Source organism: Vibrio panuliri (assembly GCF_009938205.1).
In the GTDB taxonomy this organism is placed as follows: Bacteria; Pseudomonadota; Gammaproteobacteria; order Enterobacterales; family Vibrionaceae; genus Vibrio; species Vibrio panuliri.
Map to the genome: position 1 here is coordinate 1,252,840 of NZ_AP019654.1, position 17,334 is coordinate 1,270,173.

The window sequence follows — 17,334 nt, forward strand, 5'->3', positions numbered from 1 at the left end:
CCAGTTAATTTACCGATTGTTAACCGTGGTCACACTAGTACAGATTCCAGCGCCTGCTGTAGCGCTTTTTTGGTGGTAGGTTTGGTTAAACGGCCATCCATTATTTGGCGAATTTTCTCTAGCTCTGCCTGACCGGACTCTCCTGATAGCGCATAAATAGGAATGTTAGGGCGTCTTTGTTTAATGATAGAGGCTGCTTGGAAACCATCCATAACCGGCATTTGTACATCCATAAAAATGAAGTCGATATGGTTTTGCTCGAGCATATCGACTGCAACTTGCCCGTTGTTGGCTAAGATCACGTTGTAACCGAGTTGAGTAAGCAAGAGTTTCACTAACTGGCGTTGAATATCTTTATCATCAACCACCATAACGGTTGTCAACTCTGCGGTTGCTGTTTGCGGCTCAAGTTGGCTATGGTCAGGTTCCGACTCCGGTAAGGTTAGCGGCGAAGAAGAAAGTGCTCCTGTAGGAAACGAGAGATGAAACTCTGTGTAGCAACCTATCTTTGAGTAGCATTGGATGGAGCCACCAAAGGACTTCATCACTCGGCGACAATAGCCAAGCCCTAAACCGCTTCCGCCAGGTTTGTTATAAGAGAAGAAATCATCGAAGATGCGGTTGAGCAGAGGGCTTGGTATACCAGGGCCCGTATCTCGAATAATTAGGAAGTTTTCATACTTTCCAGATAGAGTTTTGATTTCAATCTGCGCATCAGGGTGAGAATCAAAATAGTAAATACCATTGCGTAGAAGGTTAAATATAACGAAATTGAATAGGGTTTCGTTGACCTTGGCACTGAAATCACCGCTAATATCGACGTGGATTCGCTCGCGAACGGCATCAGAATCATAGGCGTAACGTTCAATCGCTTGATTGACAGCGCTTCGCATTGAAACATCGCTGGTGGGCTCTTGTTCTAATGAGGCATTGTTGACTTCGCGCAGAATAATATCGATCAATTGGCGACCACGTTCAATCGCTGCTTGCCCCTTATCTAACTCAACTTTTAGAGTCTCTTGGCAGGCATTTTGATTGAGTTTTTCGTCGAGCTTCTCAAACTGCAGTTGAACTTGGGCGAGGGGGTTGCGCATTTCATGGGCGATCGAGTTCGCCAGTGCTTGAGCTTGATGCACCTTGCGATCAGCATTGATATAGCCTTGCGCTCTCGCGAGAACATGTTGCAGTGCCTTCACTTCTTCAAAGTAGTAGATCTCGCCACTGCGTTTGTTCTTGGCCAAAAGCAGATGACTCATGCGGTTGTTGTAATCAAAGATCGGTAAAACAAGCGAGACTTGCTCTGCCTTCATTTTGAAATAAATTTTCTTCAGCTGTTTACCAACTGCCGCTTTACTCAAGACTAATTCTTCAATTTCTTCAAAAATCAGGACGCTATCCTGATTGTAGAGTTGCGAAGTGTAGAGCTTTTCATCTTGAAGGTTCGAAACCAGTTGCAACTCATTGGGCGCGATATCCAATGTCTTGGCAATTTCAGCGAACGCATTCGCGGTTGATTTTTGAAACTCATCCCCAAGTGAGCGAATGCGTCGCTCTGGCGAGTGTGCTTGTCCAAAGACAATCTCGCTAACATATCGACTGATCATGCGCTGTAACTTCGCCCAAGTAAAACCTGTGACCAAGCAACTGATAGTGATAATCAAGCTAAAATCGGAGCTAGACAGTGCATTAATAAACAGACACAGCGGAATGACAATGACAGCACTGGTAATGATGAGAGATAAACCAGAGTAGAGCACATGGCGATTGCTGTAGAAGCGCGATGTAATCAGCGCATAGCCGATCAATAGCATTTCACTAATCGCAAATGTTGGGGGAAGCCAAGTGAGTGAAAAATCCTGCCAGAGATAGGGGACAACACCGTTTATCACTACCGAGGAAATCATAAAGATAAAAATGCCTGTCAGCATATATAGTGATTTTACTTGCTGTAACGGTCTGGCTTGATGGGAGTAAAGTACCACATTATGTAAGCTGAGACCGATCAACACGACGACAGAGGAGATAAACCATTTGGTCTGAGGACCAAAGATGATCTCAAATTGTCCAACTTCGGCGACACTCACATCTAACACCGTGTGTCCGGGTAGGTAGTTTAGGTAAATGGCGAAGATAGACAGCCCAGCGATAAGGATATTTTGTAACCTCTTCATCCACTTCTTTTCTAAATCAACAACCAGTACTTGGGTGATCAGACAGGCGAAAACAAACGCAGCAAATGCGGCGAGATTAGTAAACAGCGCCATGCTGACGACGAGTGCTTCGTCGACCCGAGTAAGTAGAGGGGAATAGAAAAAGGCGTTGGCAATCACCCACATCAAGATTGATGAAGAATAGAGTAGGTAAGGGGTGCCAATTCGGCGATCAAAACCCGAATAGGATAAACGCAGCGAGCGGATAAAGTAGACGGCCCAACTGGCGACGATTAGTGCGACTCCAATCAGGAGAATAAACACAGGATGCAAAATGTGATCAAACATTAACGGCTCCAGTCATTTGAGAATGGGCGCTAGAGTCAACGTGTTGTTTAAGCGACAAAATGCCTTGCGCTACGTCCATATAAGCTTTCATTACGTATGTTTACTACTTTTGGCGTAATTTTATCCATATTTTGACTAGTGTTGTAAACCAGTGTCATACGCGCTATGTCGCATTATCAATCAGTTTTAAGCAATTTTGTCTAGCGATTAAGCTAACAATTGCTATGCAGGTGGGTGCAAACTGATTTTTTAGTACATCGTTTTGTTATTTCTAATACGAATAACTGGAATTAATTTATATAGTTACATTTATCTCACAAATTTCTTGTCTTGCTGAGTTAGTCTTAAATTTCGCAATGTAGTTATTTTACAGACAATATAACTACTTATAATTGGCATCGGTCGAGATAATTTCGCTTTCCTGCCTAATTTAGAGAATGTATCTAGATGATTTTTATGATTTTTCATTATCTTGACAGAAAAAAGTTGGCGAAAATCATAAGGTTGGCATACACTTCCAATTGATGTGTCTATGTCATTGATTGGCTAGGCGAAATGCTTTGGCGCTGCCGAAAGGCAGTGATGTTTAACACAGCTTTTGAGGATAATTCTATGGCGCTCACAAAAGCCGACTTGGCCGAGAACCTGTTTGAAAAGCTTGGATACAGTAAACGCGATGCCAAGGAAACGGTTGAGGCATTTTTTGAAGAGATTCGTAAGGCGCTAGAAAATGGCGAGCAAGTGAAGCTTTCAGGATTTGGTAACTTCGACCTGCGCGAAAAGAACGAACGTCCTGGTCGTAACCCGAAAACAGGTGAGGACATTCCAATTAGCGCGCGCCGCGTAGTAACTTTCCGCCCTGGGCAAAAACTAAAAGCTCGTGTAGAGACAATTAAAGGCGAAAGTTAATCACGTAGTCGACGGATCGATCTCCTCTATCACTTGCGAGGGGTCTAAATGCTTAAAGCTCTACAAGCTGTAAGTAATTAGCAAGTGATAGGAAAACACCCAAGCATGCTTGGGTGTTTTTGTATCAAAGCAGCGTAATTAATCGCGCTTCCATAAAATATGACAGAACTTATTGTCTGGATCACGGCTGACAAGCAGTCGAGCAAAAACGTCATCCAGTACGTCGTTTTCTTCGTTGACGAGACCGACACGTACTTCAGCATACACTTCTTTGTCTACGTCAAATCCGACGTGAGCAATCCAATCGTCACCGGTTTCAACCAGTTCGGCTGCACCGCGGTCTTCAAACTGTGCAGTAAAAAGAATCACATCAGCGGCTTCTAAGTTGTCTGGTGCCATCTCCAAGAAAATGTCATAAGCGGTGTCAATTACGTCATCGTAAGAAATCAGTTCAGTCATAATTATGCACGGCTCATGTATTTACGTTCTGCAGTGTTCACGATGATACGGTCGCCTTGAGCGATGTATTCAGGAACTTGTACAGTAAGACCTGTTGATAGGCGAGCTGGTTTGGTACGAGCAGACGCTGATGCACCTTTGATCGATGGATCAGTTTCTTCGATCACAAGCTCAACCGCTGCTGGTAGTTCAATCGCTACCGCTGTACCGTTTACTAGTACTACCATCAGACCTTGGATCTCTTCAGTAATGAAAAGTAGGTCGTCTTCGATATCAGCTTGTTTGAATGTGAACTGAGTGTAGTCTTCATTATCCATGAAGATGTACTCGTCGCCATCAACGTAAGAGAAAGATACCGCGCGTTTGAACATATCAACAGTTTCAACAACGTCATCAGACTTGTAACGCTCATCTGCACGAGCACCTGTGTTCAAGTCAACACAACGTAGCTTGTAAATTTTAGCGCCACCGCGACCACCTGGAGTGGTTACTTCGATGTCTTTAATTAGCAGTGTTTTGCCGTTTGATTCAATAGCAAAACCTTTCTTTAGCTCACTTGCCTTAGGCATGAACAATTTCCTTCATATGAGTGATAAGGGCGGCATTATATCCCTGATATACGAGCCTCGACAATAACAGAAATCGCATCAAATAGGGAATTAACCACCGGATAGTCTTGATTGAAACTTCGCAGTGAGAGAACATACTCGACTACCTAAATTCGTTTCAGACTTTTTGATGATTTTATCGCCAATCGATCCTAAACAACCATTACAAACAGAGTATAGTCAGGCCGTCGCAGATCTTGTCTCTGCGCTAAGAACGGGCTTGGCAAGCAATCTTCATAGTGTCTATGTCTACGGCAGTGTGGCCAGAAGATGTGCGCTTTTGCATCGCTCCAATCTTGATGTGATTATTGTTTCCCATCAGAGCTTTGCCCAGCAACGTACAACGCTATTTAATACCATTAAGTGGCAGTTTCAAAAACGTTATCCCCACATCACGGAAATCAATTTTAAGACCGCGATGGTGAGTGAAGTTGCCTCTTTGGATAGTATTTTTTCGTGGGGTTTTTTACTTCGCCATTGCGCTATGTGTGTCTACGGAGAAAACTTGTCAGAATGTTTTGGTGATTATGAACCTAGCTGGGAAATCGCAAAACACTGGAATATGGACATTGAAGATTGGTTGGCGGTATATCGTAATCGTATTGCTCGAGCGAAAGATGACCAAGAGTTGCACAAATCGCAACGAATCATTGCCAAGAAAATGTTGAGGGCGAGTTATTCTCTGGTTATACCGAGAGACCGTAATTGGTATGACTCTCCGCTTGAGTGTGGCAAGCACTTTTTGCGTTATCACCCAGAGATGCAGGTAGAGGTTGAACGGTTAGTCATTATGCTCTCTTCGCGAGTGATCCCGAAGCGATCCATCATCGGTATGATTGATTCCTATGGTGACTGGCTCGTCAAACAATACAAAAAAACTGAGTTTCGGATTGGGTAAGTTGATTGGCGGTCAACTCTGGTTGATATGCCTCACACAACCTGTCACAACTTTATGAATTTATGGGATGTTTCTCAGAATCCGCACTTAAATTGACTCGGCTCTCACCCAAATGCAAGCGATTGATTTACACTCATTTTATGTGTTGTTCAAGGACGAGCTACGAGATTGTCAATTCCAGTTAATCATCACTTAGCGAGAGCTAGAAAGCTAATTACCGAGCAACTTCAGGCTATCCGAGAAAGTTTGTTGTGGATATTGCCTTGTTTGATGATCATATCCTTGACCCTGTTTATCGCCTCGGTGGGAGAGTTTATCTTTGGTCGGGACGAAGCATGGGTCAAAACGGTTTTTGAACTCTACTATTTCGTCAATGATCTCTTTCCGATCCTTTTAACCGCAGCACTGGCGTATATCCTTGCGATGCGCTGGCGTTTACCTCGCCCTCCCATAGCGCTGGTTTTGATTGTTTACTTATCGCTTTTCAACCAACTGTTTAGCGTGACCCAAAGTACGGTTATCTTTGAGTTGTTGATCTCTATTGTCACCCCACTTTATGCGGTGCCTTTGATCGCCCATATCTATGGGCTACGTTGGCTAAAACTTGTCTCAAACAATCATCTAGGTCGAATCGTAAAAGAGTCGCTTAACTTAATTATCCCGTCGATCTTGGTGGGTGTGATTGTTTTGGCGCTCAACTCGTCGATTATCCTGCTTATTGAATCGAGTCATTTACTCAATCTGTTTTCAATCAACTACAGTGACTCGCCAATAGAGTTTGGCGCAATGTTTGCGATGTTAAACTCTTTTTTCTGGTTTCTAGGCATTCACGGCTATTACGCATTATTGCCTTTGGTTGATGTGTTGCAAAACGCGGTTGATGTTGCGCAGTTTGAAATGCAAACCACGGGAACCACAGCGCATTTTCTTAACCACTCGTTTATGGCGGTATTCACCTTTGTCGGTGGTGCGGGGTCGACCTTAGGCCTTGTGGTCGCATTGCTGTTGTTTAGCAAAAACAAAGCATATCGTTTAATCGCCTTGGCGAGTTTGCCACTCGGTATGCTCAACATCAATGAAGTGTTGCTGTTCGGGTTGCCTATTATCTTTAACCCAAGATTATTTCTCCCTTTTTTGCTGGCGCCAGTGGCCAATACAATCGTTGCGTATTTTGCAGTTAGCCATGGGTGGGTTGCGATGCCTGTGACTGGGATGCCATTCAGTAGTCCAGTATTTATCAATGCTTGGATTGTGACGCAAGGAGATATCAATGCCAGCTTTTTACAGCTTTTCAATATCGGGGTTTCATGCTTAGTGTATGCGCCTTTTGTGTTAATGAACAATCGGGTAACGAGCAATAAAACGATTCTATTTTCATCCTTCGATACCACGTATTCACGCCGCGCCGAAGAAGCTCATACTTTAAGTGATGACCGAGTTTCTCAGTTAGTGAATGATTTTAAACAGCAGCAAGAACTAGAAGATAAACTGCATGCCTTTAGTAACAAAGAGTTCTGTTTAGAGTATCAACCACAGGTTTGTCGGGTGTCTGGAAAGGTGGTGGGTTGCGAAGCTTTGATTCGCTCGATTGATAAGCAAGGTAATATCGAATACCCTGGCACGTTTCTGCCGGTGTTTAAACAGGCTGGGCTGATGAAAGACATTGACCGCTGGGCGGTCATTCAAGTGGTTCATGATTTGAAAATAGCGATTGCTCAAGGGTGGGCAATTCCAACCAGTGTGAACCTCACCCCAGAGACGATTCTCGACCGCGATTTAATGAACCAAATAGCAGGGTATATTGGTCGTGTCGGTGAGTATGTTAATGTTGAGATCACCGAGGAGTCATTGTTAAAAGACCGCCCAACGGTCGAAGCATCGTTACACGCGCTGCACCGCGTGGGCGCTAAGATCTACATTGACGATTTTGGTTCAGGGTTCTCGTCGCTGAGCTATCTAACCATTTTTGACGTGGATGCGATCAAAATTGACCGTTCCTTTATTCATACTTTGGAGAACGTTAAAGGGCAGAAGGTCTTTAATGGCTTGATTAGTGTTGCACAAGACTTAGACCTTAATGTTGTCGTTGAAGGGGTAGAAAGTGAAATGCAGTTAGAACGGATACCGATGCGTAATCATCTTGCGATTCAAGGTTGGTACTACTGTAAGTCGGTCTCTTTACCTAAACTGAAGCAGTATATAGCCACCCGCAATCGAAGCGTGACGCATCACAACATTGTTTTAGAACAAACCTAACTGTGGTTCACTTAAGGTTTTAAAATCTAAACCGATAAACGGCAAAATGGCGTCGGCAACGGGTTTGAGTTGCTTATCGATATAGTGTTGATAGTCGATAGCACTTTTCAAGTACTCTTGCGGCTCAGGCCCATTGAGAGTGATTAAGTACTCGATTTGACCTCTGTTTTGATATTGCAGTGGTCGGCCCATCTGTGCGTTGATCTCATCAGCCATGCGTGCGGCACGTACTTGAGGCGGAACGTTCTTTTGGTATTCGCTGAGTTTGCGTCTTAGGCGCTTTTGGTACACCAAACGTTCATCGTAACGACCAGCCAAAGTATCTTCAACAAACTGGCGAACAAACTGGGTCGGGTCTTCACTGTGGAACACCATGGAGTAGAGCTGTTGCTGAAAGGATTGTGCGAGTAGCGTCCAATCGGTTCGTGCGCTCTCAAGTCCTTTAAACACAATTCGTTCCTCTTGCCCGTCACCGATTAAACCCGCATATCGTTTTTTCGAGCCCGTTTCTTGTCCGCGTATCGTCGGCATAAGGAATTTCTTGTAATGAGTTTCGTACTCTAACTCTAAGATTGAGTTGAGCGCATACTCTTGTTCTAAATGATCGCTCCACCACTGGTTGATGTAGTTAACCAATGCCTTGCCGATTTCATCAGCTTGAGTTTGGTTAAATTGACCATTAAGCGAGACGAAGGTGGAATCGGTGTCGCCATAAATCACTTGGTAGCCTTTTGCTTCTATTAACGCTTTGGTTTGCTTCATTATTTCATGCCCGCGCATGGTAATGCTTGACGCCAAACGGGTATCAAAGAAGCGGCAACCAGACGAGCCCAAAACGCCGTAGAAGGAGTTCATGATGATCTTAATCGCCTGCGAGAACGCTTTGTCATTATTTTGTTTCGCAACGTCTCTCGCCGCCCATAGATGTTCAATCATCGCGGGCAGAAAATGGTGTTGCCGATGGAACTGACCACCGCGAAAGCCAGCAACAGCCTGATCGGCATTTTTACCAAGCGGTTGCTTTAACCCTTCTATCAGTCCCATGGGGTCAATCAAAAATGAACGAATAATCGAGGGATAAAGGCTCTTAAAATCCAGTACCAGCACTGAGTCATATAGATTGGGTATGGAATCCATCACATAGCCGCCTGGGCTGGCAAGCCAGTTCTCGGGCTGAAGATTAGGCGCAATGTATCCGGCTCTGTGCAACTGAGGGAGGTATAAGTTAGTAAAGGCTGCGACAGAGCCGCCGATACGGTCCAGTTCCACACCAGTCAGCTTAGCGCGTTCTATGGCGAACTCGATAAGATGGGTATGGGCAAAAATCTTGTTTACTAGCACACAGTCTTGCAGGTTATAGCGAGCAAGCGAGAGTTTGTCATGGCGAAACATATGGTTAATTTCAGCCATACGGTCATGAACGTTGTGGATTTGCTTACCTTCTCCCAACAACTCTTGGGAGACTGATTCTAGTGACCAGCGCCGAAAATGGTAGGTCGCATTTTTTAGCGTGTCGATACCATCCATAACGACTCGACCCGGAATAGAGATAAACGCTTGCGAAGTGGTATTCGAGGTTCTAAAAAAGCTGGCTTGATTTGCACGTCCCAACTGCAGTTTTATGTTGTGCCAGTCAGCGCGCTTGTGGAGAAGACGAAAATCGAAATCAATCACGTTCCAGCCAATGATCACATCGGGATCAAAACGCTTGAACCAAGTAATCAATGCCTCTAGCAACGCTTTTTCATCCGCTACCCATTGAATCGGTGTCTCGCTGGCTTGTGGATCGCCAATCATGATGACTCGGCTGTCCATCGGGCTATCAAGACCAATAGAGTAGAGGATGCCTTTCTCAGAACACTCTAAGTCGAGCGAAACAACCTTAAGGCTTGGCGTATAGTTGGATTTACGACATTTTGCGTTGACGACTTTGTGGTAGCCAGGTTGCGAACTTGACTGACCGACAAATTCGATACTGCCCTGGATAAATCGCTCCATCAGATATCGGTCAGCGAGGCGAATATCCTCCTCGAATGGGACAATATCCTGTTGGATAAGATGTTGTGATAAGCGCTGCGCCGCTTTTATGCTCTGACAGTAACACGCCGCGATAGGCGTTTGGTCGAAGTGTTTTAGGGGTAGAGCCTTAATGTCACAGTCTACTCCGATTTGTTGTGCTATTTGCTGAGTGGCTTGTTGCTGATCTTGCGCGACAAAAAATACTGGACGTTCATTGTTGATCAACAACTGACAGGGGCCATCTTCGCTGGTTACCCACAGTTCAATTTGTGTGGTTCCGTTTAAATCACGCGCTTGGCGGGTGAGTAAAAAGCCTTGCTGAATGGTCAACGAAGTATCCTGTAAAAAACTCGCTTATTAAGCATAGTTTAGGTGTGGTAGAGATGAAAAAGGGCGATTGCTCGCCCTATAATAGTTTTCTAGCTCAATAAGTAAATGCTTGTTGTGAGCGTTGTGGGTTTAGAAATAGAAGAACGCATTGATTTTGCCCGAAATTTCTTCATTTCCCCAATGTAGGTAGCTCACTTGGCTACGTACGGCAATATTGCGTTCAAGTTGCCAATGCCAGCTTGCGGTCGCTTTGGCATTTTGGTCGGCATCGCTATCGAGCAAGGCGAGGTATTGACCTTGAAGCGCAACACGATGATTGTCAGCTAATTGGTATACCATACCAGCCTCAAGACCACCGCCCAAAGTAGCATCATAGTCGGTGAGTGCACCACCACTTACTTCGGCAGAAAGCAAGCCATAGAAGTGCAATGACTCAGCATCACCCCATGCTTTACCGTAACCCCCTTGACCGAACCAGCGGCTTTCCATTTTGCCTTCATTTGGCATGCGGTCATAACCAATGCGAGCATTCCACGCTAGGCTATCAAATACGCGATTGCTTGGGGCAAGTGCCATGGCATCAATAAAATAGAATCTGTCTAGGCGTGATGTTCCTTGCTCATCGACACTCAGTTGGGTATCGAAAAAACTAATTTTTGCACCAGGAATAAAACCTTGTTGAGAGTCTAGCAAGTCGTGATACGCCACACGCCCTTCAAAGGTCATCATGGAACCGTATTGCTCGCTGTATTGGTAACCAACACCTGTTCGAGCAGAGGCATGTCCTTTTTCTGGTGAAATTTCCGGAGTAGGGACTTCGCTAAATGGTGAGTCGACTTTAATTCGACTGCGCTGATAAAGCAGTTCGGTTAACCGTTTTGCGGTAGGGTCACGTTCAAGACCTAAGTCGTACAGTTCGAAGTTTAACCACTCATAAGCAAACTCAAGGATCGCGGCTCGCTCAGTGTCGCTGTACTGTTCAGCACTTGGAAATTCACCCGCTTTCGCCGCAACCGCTGCATCATAAAGTTTTGGGTCAATTTCGTTGGCTTGGTGAAGCAAGCGAGTACCGAAAGATTCACGATAAGCAGGAGGCTCGATTAAATCGGCATTATTGAGCACTTCTACGGTGTCTGAGGGAATCGCATGTAATGGGAACTGATCAATCAACTGCAAGTCGTCTCTGGCTAGCTCTAGCAGAGCCAAAAGTTGGTATGAGCAGTTTTCATCAATAAAATAGTAGTCAAATTCCGCGCGCTGCATTTCCCAAAGGTGCAGCAAAATTCTTTCGACTTCTTGCTCACTCAGTTTGAGTTTGTATTCCCAGATATCTCGCGACTCAATATCGTTGTACTCGCGTACCTTACGATAATAAGGCATGACGGTAAATCGTCCAGGGTAGCTGCCAACTAAGCCCTTAATGGCGTATAGCGCAGCATTATCTTGAGTTTGTGGCTCAGCGGCAAAGTTGATGGCAAAGGCGACCAACTCTTTATGGCGAGTCTGATCTTTGGCGTCAATACGCAATAGGGTGTGACCAAACATCGATGATGGGTTGTTCATAAATGCGGTAGGGAAGACCAGTGTCATGCCTTCCGGATCGAGCACCTCTCGCCATGTCACCAATTCAGGACAGTCGAGCGGAGCATCTTTACCTAGTTTAGATTGCAACCACGTATATCGAGCTGGATATTCACAGCGCTTTTGCTGGGCAATGGCCGCTTCTGGGTGATAAAGCGCATCAATGGTGGCTTGAAGTTCACTTTGTGGTGAAGAGGCTCCTTGAGGAGAAAGATAGAATTCATCACTGTCCACTGTTCCTTTGTAACCCGAAAAGGTCTTAGGAATGTAGTGGCCGAGTTTGAGCCAGTAGGGGTCGTTCGCCAACTGTTCAACATCGAAGGTAGGGTTTGCAGAGGCAAAGACGGGAAGGCAAAACCCACATCCCACGAGTAGTGCTTTAGATATCAGTGAATAGTTCATTCAAATCCGTAGAATTATTTTTGTATTTAGATAGTTAAGTGCTTTGGAAGTGCAGGCACATCACTTAACTATCTAAACAACGACAAAAAAGTGCCCTGATAAGGGCACTTTAAACTCGCAATTGAGTTTTAATTAGATTGCGTAACCAGCTAGTGCTGCATCTTCAGCAACTAGGTTGTTTAGGTTAGCAAAAACTTCTTGAGAAGTTACGTTTTCTGATTTGAATACTTCTGCGAAGTTTTCTTGAGCTAGAGTGTTGAATGCCGCTTTGTCAGCTTCTTGAACGCCCCATACTTCAGAAAGAGTTGCTAGAGTTTCACCTTCGCCTTTCGCGATGTCACGCGCTAGGTTGTCCATGTTGCCGTCGATAAATAGAGCTAGTTTCTCAGAAGAAGAGATAGTGCCGTTACCGTCACAACCTAGAGTACCGAAAGTGATACCGAAAGTTTGGTTACCTGAAGTACCGTTTGTCGTTGCACCTAGCACTTTAAATACTTTGCCAGATTTGCCGTCAAAAATCATAGTACCTAGACCACAACCGATGTCTTGGTCAGCCATAGCAACTTGAGACAGAGGAAGAGTTGCAGCTAATGCTGCCACCGCTAGTAGCTTTTTCATAATATGTCCTTAATCATTATTCAGTGCTAACTTTACTCATTAGCATTCATATGCATGATAATCTGACGATTATCATTGCGTGAAAATAAATGAAATTGGTTTCATTTTCAATCAATGTAACAAAATAAAACACTGGAAAAGCAAAATTGATGGGTTTGTGAGCAGCGTGTTAGTAACTATTTGATGGGTATTATATTTGCCAGGCGAGATCGATATCTGAAAATTAGTACTTGCTAAACTTTGCGTTTGCGCACATATTCGAAGTGATGATTTTTTCGTTTTTGAGTTAAACTAGGCAACCAAGTTGCTATCCACTGTCCTCGGTGGGTGTAGAGCCAAAACAACATAGTGTGGAGATACAAGATTGATTAGTGTTTTCCTTGTAGATGATCACGAGCTGGTTCGCACAGGGATACGACGTATTATAGAAGACGTCCGTGGAATGAACGTAGCAGGGGAAGCTGTAAGCGGTGAAGACGCAGTAAAGTGGTGCAGAAGCAACCATGCTGACGTCGTATTAATGGATATGAATATGCCGGGAATTGGTGGCTTAGAAGCGACCAAAAAAATCCTGCGATTCAATCCAGATGTAAAGATCATTGTCTTAACTGTTCATACGGAGAATCCGTTTCCAACTAAAGTGATGCAAGCAGGTGCGGCGGGGTATTTGACCAAAGGCGCAGGGCCAGACGAAATGGTAAATGCTATCCGCGTGGTAAACAGCGGCCAGCGTTATATTTCGCCAGAGATCGCTCAACAGATGGCGTTAAGCCAAATTTCTCCAGCATCGGAAAACCCTTTTGCCGATCTGTCTGAGCGCGAACTGCAGATCATGATGATGATTACCAAAGGTCAAAAGGTCACGGATATTTCCGAGCAGCTGAGCTTGAGTCCAAAAACGGTCAATAGTTATCGCTATCGCCTATTTGCCAAACTTGGTATTAGCGGCGATGTAGAATTGACCCACCTTGCAATCCGACATGGGATGCTAGACACCGAGACGTTATAGTGAGTTCTCGCTTTGATTCGGTTTCTTTTCTAAAGACAGTAACTAACCAACCCGGCGTTTATCGCATGTATAACGCCGAGTCGGTGGTTATTTATGTCGGAAAAGCCAAAGACCTCAAAAAGCGCTTGTCGAGTTATTTTCGCCAACAGGTTGATAGCGAAAAGACTCGCGCATTGGTTAGTCATATCGCCAAAATCGATGTGACGGTGACTCATACCGAAACGGAAGCGCTAATTCTCGAGCACAACTACATTAAACAGTACTTACCTAAGTACAATGTATTGTTGCGTGACGATAAATCTTATCCTTATATTTTTATTAGTGGACATCAGCATCCGCGTTTGTCGATGCATCGTGGCGCAAAGCGACGCAAAGGCGAGTATTTCGGTCCCTATCCGGATTCCGGAGCGGTGCGTGAAACCCTGCATCTTATTCAGAAAATCTTTCCCGTTCGACAATGTGAAGACACGGTGTATGCCAACCGTACTCGTCCATGTTTAATGTATCAAATTGGTCGTTGTGCTGGTCCATGCGTGAAAACCATTATCTCTGATCAAGAGTATCAGGAGTTAGTGGAATACGTGCGCCTGTTTCTACGCGGTAAAGATAAACAGGTGTTAGAGACGCTGATAAGTAGAATGGAAACCGCCAGTCGCGAGTTAAAGTTCGAAGAGGCGGCTAAGTTTCGCGATCAAATACAAGCGATTCGCCGCGTTCAGGAACAGCAGTTTGTCTCAGAAGATTCAATGGACGATTTGGACGTGCTCGGGTTTGCTCAGGAAAACGGCATTGCCTGCATTCATATTTTGATGATTCGCCAAGGTAAAGTGCTGGGTAGCCGCAGCCACTTTCCAAAGATCCCCAACAACACCACGAAACAAGAAGTCTTTTATAGCTTTTTGAGCCAGTACTATTTGAGCCACAATGAAGCACGCACAGTGCCGACGAGGATTATTCTTAATCAAGGCTTACTCGAGGAGACAGAGTCCCTTCAGGATGCGCTCTCGTCTATTGCTGGACGCAAGGTGTTGTTTCACGTTAATCCTACGGGTACGCGTGCACGTTACCTCAAGTTGTCGAACACCAACGCATTGACGGCGATTACCACCAAGATTAACCACAAAATGACGATCTCTCAGCGCTTTAAAGAACTGCGTGATTTACTGGGTTTGAGCTCAATTCAACGTATGGAGTGTTTTGATATTTCTCACACCATGGGAGAAAGCACCATAGCTTCGTGTGTGGTTTTCAATCAAGAAGGCCCCGTTAAACAAGAGTATCGTCGTTACAATATTACGGGTATTACTGGCGGTGATGACTATGCAGCGATGGGGCAGGCGCTAGAGCGTCGTTACGCAAAGCAACTCGATGTTGAGAAGATCCCAGATATTGTCTTTATCGACGGCGGTAAGGGGCAGTTAAATCGTGCCTATGAGATCATCAGCCAGCATTGGGGTGATTGGCCGAAACGTCCAAGATTAATTGGCATTGCCAAAGGTGTCACTCGCAAACCGGGTTTGGAAACATTGATCACCACCGATGGGGATGAGTTTCATCTGCCAAGTGATGCTCCTGCACTGCATTTGATGCAGCATATTCGCGATGAAAGCCACAACCATGCGATTGCGGGACATCGAGCCAAGCGTGGAAAAACGCGTCGTACCAGTGCCTTAGAAGGTATTGAGGGGGTGGGGCCAAAACGTCGACAAGCCTTGTTAAAATACATGGGCGGATTACAGGAGTTAAAACGAGCAAGTGTTGAAGAAATCGCCAAAGTACCCGGTATTAGCTTTTCTTTAGCAGAAAACATTTATCAAGCATTGAAACAATAATAAAAATCCAGCACCATAAGAGCCTGTTTTTTCGGTAGCAAACAGCGCAAAACGCAAACCATAAGAGCCAATAATATGCGTCTCAACATCCCTAACATTCTTTCTCTACTGCGACTCTTTCTAATACCAGTCTTTGTCGTGGCGTTTTATTTACCTTACAGTTGGGCGCCGTTTGCTGCAGCTATGATCTTTTGGGTTGCCGGTTTTACCGATTGGCTCGATGGCATGCTGGCTCGTAAGTTGGGTCAGACATCCCGATTTGGCGCCTTTATCGACCCTGTTGCCGATAAAGTATTGGTGGCTACGGCACTGATTCTAATTACTGAGCACTACCATACTATTTGGATTACCATTCCTGCAGTGACGATGATTGGACGCGAAATTATAATTTCGGCTTTACGCGAGTGGATGGCTGAAATTGGTAAGCGTGCTAGCGTTGCGGTTTCTTGGGTCGGTAAAGTAAAAACGGTTTCGCAGATGTTTGCTCTTTGGGTACTGATTTGGCGTTACGATGATTGGATGATTTGGCTAGGCTATGCAGCGCTCTATATCGCGACCGTGCTGACATATTGGTCAATGGCACAATATCTGTTAGCGGCGAAAGATGACTTGTTGAATGAAGAGCATCACTGATCAAATATAAATAAACGGGCAATCGCCCGTTTTTTTATATTCGGTCATTTATTTGCAGAGTGCGACCTATCCACGAGGTCGGTGAATGTTGGAAATCAACGCTAATTAACCATCTGAATTGCAAGTAAAGTGAGCAAATTAGTGGCTTTTGAGTGTATTTTAGCCAAACGATTCAAAAATAGAAAAATAGTGTTGACTCATTAGAGCGAATCCGTAGAATGCATCCCGTACCCAAGAGGAACTCGAGAGAGTTTTAAGGGTGTAGAGATGGCGCCTTGGCAGAGTGGCTATGCAGCGGATTGCAAATCCGTGGACCTCGGTTCGACTCCGGGAGGCGCCTCCATCTTGCGACACTAGCTCAGTTGGTAGAGCGCAACCTTGCCAAGGTTGAGGTCACGAGTTCGAACCTCGTGTGTCGCTCCAAATTTTATTGGAATGATTGGCTTATGCGAGGAACCTCGTGTCTGAATCCAGCCGAGTCGCTCCAAAGTTTTAAAGCCCCGACTTGTCGGGGCTTTTTGCTATCTCCACATTACAACTCTCAACTCTCAACTCTCAACTCTCAATTCTCAATTCTCAACCTCGATTGTTCTGAAAACCGTGCAAGAATTCCTCTAGATTTGGATTCACTCCGCAGGCTTGGGGATTAAGTACACGGTTTTCACTAAACCATTGTCATTCAGTCATAATTTTTCATACTATCTTGATGTGCACTCTTTGGCATAATCGTCGGCATGGGGATGTGTGATGGACCCAGTACTGAGAAGAACACTTTTTGGCTGTGGCTGCTTGCTAGCCCATTTTTGCGCTGTACCGCAAGCGATGGCCGAATCACTCGCTTCTTATCCAGTGGGATGGGATAGCTGGACAGAAGTCAGACAAGGGATGATTTATCCAGCTGCGAGTGAACCGCCTGCAAGTGCATCACTTTTTAGACAGGCAGTGTTTCAGTCCTACAACTGGGTTAATGGTTTTCAAGGCTCATCAGTGGCGATTTTTGTCAATCCAAGCAAGTTAGAGCAGTATTTAAGTCACGGCCCTTATAGTGATGGTCCAACAATTGTCGCTTATGCAGAGGAGGCAGGGCTAATTTTAGTGACCGAGCATATTGGTGGGGAAGCGATATTTGGCAGTTACAACACCAAGGGTGAGGATGTCAGTCATAGTCATTACTCATTGAGACCTGACGTTTGTGAATCGTGTCATTCAACTTACCAAGAATATTGTTCTCATGGCGTGTGCTCGGATTTTGATGAGAAGCAAAAGTCATTTAAGTAGTGGA

At 44.9% G+C, this 17,334-nt stretch carries 13 protein-coding genes and 2 tRNA genes; 9 read left to right on the forward strand and 6 right to left on the reverse strand.

Annotated elements, in window-relative coordinates; all coding sequences use genetic code 11:
- Nucleotides 1–29: 29 nt before the first annotated feature.
- Entirely contained in the window at nucleotides 30–2,498 is a 2,469-nt protein-coding gene (locus GZK95_RS05725) for a hybrid sensor histidine kinase/response regulator (protein WP_075713493.1), read from the reverse strand.
- 612 nt (nucleotides 2,499–3,110) lie between these two features.
- Between GZK95_RS05725 and ihfA the strand changes: the two genes are divergently transcribed.
- Nucleotides 3,111–3,407: an integration host factor subunit alpha gene (gene ihfA, locus GZK95_RS05730; protein WP_075649928.1), complete on the forward strand. Its 297-nt coding sequence runs from the start codon at nucleotides 3,111–3,113 to the stop codon at nucleotides 3,405–3,407.
- A gap of 138 nt (nucleotides 3,408–3,545) precedes the next feature.
- Here the strand turns inward: ihfA and GZK95_RS05735 are convergent, their stop codons facing one another.
- Nucleotides 3,546–3,866, reverse strand: coding sequence for an HI1450 family dsDNA-mimic protein (locus GZK95_RS05735; RefSeq protein ID WP_075709308.1), 321 nt, complete (start codon nucleotides 3,864–3,866; stop codon nucleotides 3,546–3,548).
- 2 nt (nucleotides 3,867–3,868) lie between these two features.
- Nucleotides 3,869–4,435, reverse strand: coding sequence for an elongation factor P-like protein YeiP (yeiP, locus tag GZK95_RS05740; RefSeq protein ID WP_075709309.1), 567 nt, complete (start codon nucleotides 4,433–4,435; stop codon nucleotides 3,869–3,871).
- A 169-nt stretch (nucleotides 4,436–4,604) separates the two neighbouring features.
- Between yeiP and GZK95_RS05745 the strand changes: the two genes are divergently transcribed.
- Together GZK95_RS05745 and GZK95_RS05750 are read left to right on the forward strand one after the other, a co-directional pair.
- A complete protein-coding gene (locus tag GZK95_RS05745; RefSeq protein ID WP_075713491.1) occupies nucleotides 4,605–5,372 on the forward strand; it encodes a nucleotidyltransferase in 768 nt (255 codons plus the stop codon).
- Between the two features lie 168 nt (nucleotides 5,373–5,540).
- Entirely contained in the window at nucleotides 5,541–7,628 is a 2,088-nt protein-coding gene (locus tag GZK95_RS05750; protein ID WP_225623993.1) for an EAL domain-containing protein, read from the forward strand.
- On the opposite strand, the gene GZK95_RS05755 is transcribed toward GZK95_RS05750, so the two are convergent.
- The 3 genes from GZK95_RS05755 to GZK95_RS05765 all read right to left on the reverse strand — a co-directional run bounded on the left by GZK95_RS05755 (nucleotide 7,614) and on the right by GZK95_RS05765 (nucleotide 12,578).
- On the reverse strand, nucleotides 7,614–9,977 hold the full coding sequence (locus tag GZK95_RS05755) for a DNA polymerase II (RefSeq protein WP_075713489.1): 2,364 nt from the start codon (nucleotides 9,975–9,977) through the stop codon (nucleotides 7,614–7,616). The genes GZK95_RS05750 and GZK95_RS05755 overlap by 15 nt on opposite strands.
- A gap of 129 nt (nucleotides 9,978–10,106) precedes the next feature.
- On the reverse strand, nucleotides 10,107–11,960 hold the full coding sequence (locus GZK95_RS05760; protein WP_075713487.1) for an Lnb N-terminal periplasmic domain-containing protein: 1,854 nt from the start codon (nucleotides 11,958–11,960) through the stop codon (nucleotides 10,107–10,109).
- A 132-nt stretch (nucleotides 11,961–12,092) separates the two neighbouring features.
- A complete protein-coding gene (locus GZK95_RS05765) occupies nucleotides 12,093–12,578 on the reverse strand; it encodes a DUF3015 domain-containing protein (protein WP_075649921.1) in 486 nt (161 codons plus the stop codon).
- Between the two features lie 364 nt (nucleotides 12,579–12,942).
- Between GZK95_RS05765 and uvrY the strand changes: the two genes are divergently transcribed.
- The 6 genes from uvrY to GZK95_RS05795 all read left to right on the forward strand — a co-directional run bounded on the left by uvrY (nucleotide 12,943) and on the right by GZK95_RS05795 (nucleotide 17,330).
- Nucleotides 12,943–13,587 (forward strand): UvrY/SirA/GacA family response regulator transcription factor, encoded by a 645-nt coding sequence (uvrY, locus tag GZK95_RS05770; RefSeq protein ID WP_075709313.1) that lies wholly within the window; start codon nucleotides 12,943–12,945, stop codon nucleotides 13,585–13,587.
- Complete coding sequence (gene uvrC / locus GZK95_RS05775; protein WP_075713485.1) at nucleotides 13,587–15,419, forward strand: excinuclease ABC subunit UvrC; 1,833 nt, start codon at nucleotides 13,587–13,589, stop codon at nucleotides 15,417–15,419. The genes uvrY and uvrC overlap by 1 nt, the downstream gene beginning before the upstream one ends.
- A 75-nt stretch (nucleotides 15,420–15,494) precedes the next feature.
- Nucleotides 15,495–16,052, forward strand: a complete 558-nt coding sequence (gene pgsA, locus GZK95_RS05780; RefSeq protein WP_075709315.1) for a CDP-diacylglycerol--glycerol-3-phosphate 3-phosphatidyltransferase — start codon at nucleotides 15,495–15,497, stop codon at nucleotides 16,050–16,052.
- A 269-nt stretch (nucleotides 16,053–16,321) separates the two neighbouring features.
- Nucleotides 16,322–16,395, forward strand: a tRNA-Cys gene (locus tag GZK95_RS05785).
- 4 nt (nucleotides 16,396–16,399) lie between these two features.
- Nucleotides 16,400–16,475, forward strand: a tRNA-Gly gene (locus tag GZK95_RS05790).
- A gap of 324 nt (nucleotides 16,476–16,799) precedes the next feature.
- Nucleotides 16,800–17,330, forward strand: coding sequence for a hypothetical protein (locus tag GZK95_RS05795; protein ID WP_139315044.1), 531 nt, complete (start codon nucleotides 16,800–16,802; stop codon nucleotides 17,328–17,330).
- The last annotated feature ends 4 nt before the right edge of the window (nucleotides 17,331–17,334 follow it).

Excerpts from the sequence above, each read along its gene's own strand:
- ihfA (WP_075649928.1), top strand. The coding sequence starts at position 3,111 with ATGGCGCTCACAAAAGCCGACTTGGCCGAGAACCTGTTTGAAAAGCTT.
- GZK95_RS05735 (WP_075709308.1), bottom strand. The coding sequence starts at position 3,866 with ATGACTGAACTGATTTCTTACGATGACGTAATTGACACCGCTTATGAC.
- yeiP (WP_075709309.1), bottom strand. The coding sequence starts at position 4,435 with ATGCCTAAGGCAAGTGAGCTAAAGAAAGGTTTTGCTATTGAATCAAAC.
- GZK95_RS05765 (WP_075649921.1), bottom strand. The coding sequence starts at position 12,578 with ATGAAAAAGCTACTAGCGGTGGCAGCATTAGCTGCAACTCTTCCTCTG.
- GZK95_RS05760 (WP_075713487.1), bottom strand. The coding sequence starts at position 11,960 with ATGAACTATTCACTGATATCTAAAGCACTACTCGTGGGATGTGGGTTT.
- GZK95_RS05745 (WP_075713491.1), top strand. The coding sequence starts at position 4,605 with ATGATTTTATCGCCAATCGATCCTAAACAACCATTACAAACAGAGTAT.
- GZK95_RS05795 (WP_139315044.1), top strand. The coding sequence starts at position 16,800 with ATGGACCCAGTACTGAGAAGAACACTTTTTGGCTGTGGCTGCTTGCTA.
- GZK95_RS05725 (WP_075713493.1), bottom strand. The coding sequence starts at position 2,498 with ATGTTTGATCACATTTTGCATCCTGTGTTTATTCTCCTGATTGGAGTC.
- pgsA (WP_075709315.1), top strand. The coding sequence starts at position 15,495 with ATGCGTCTCAACATCCCTAACATTCTTTCTCTACTGCGACTCTTTCTA.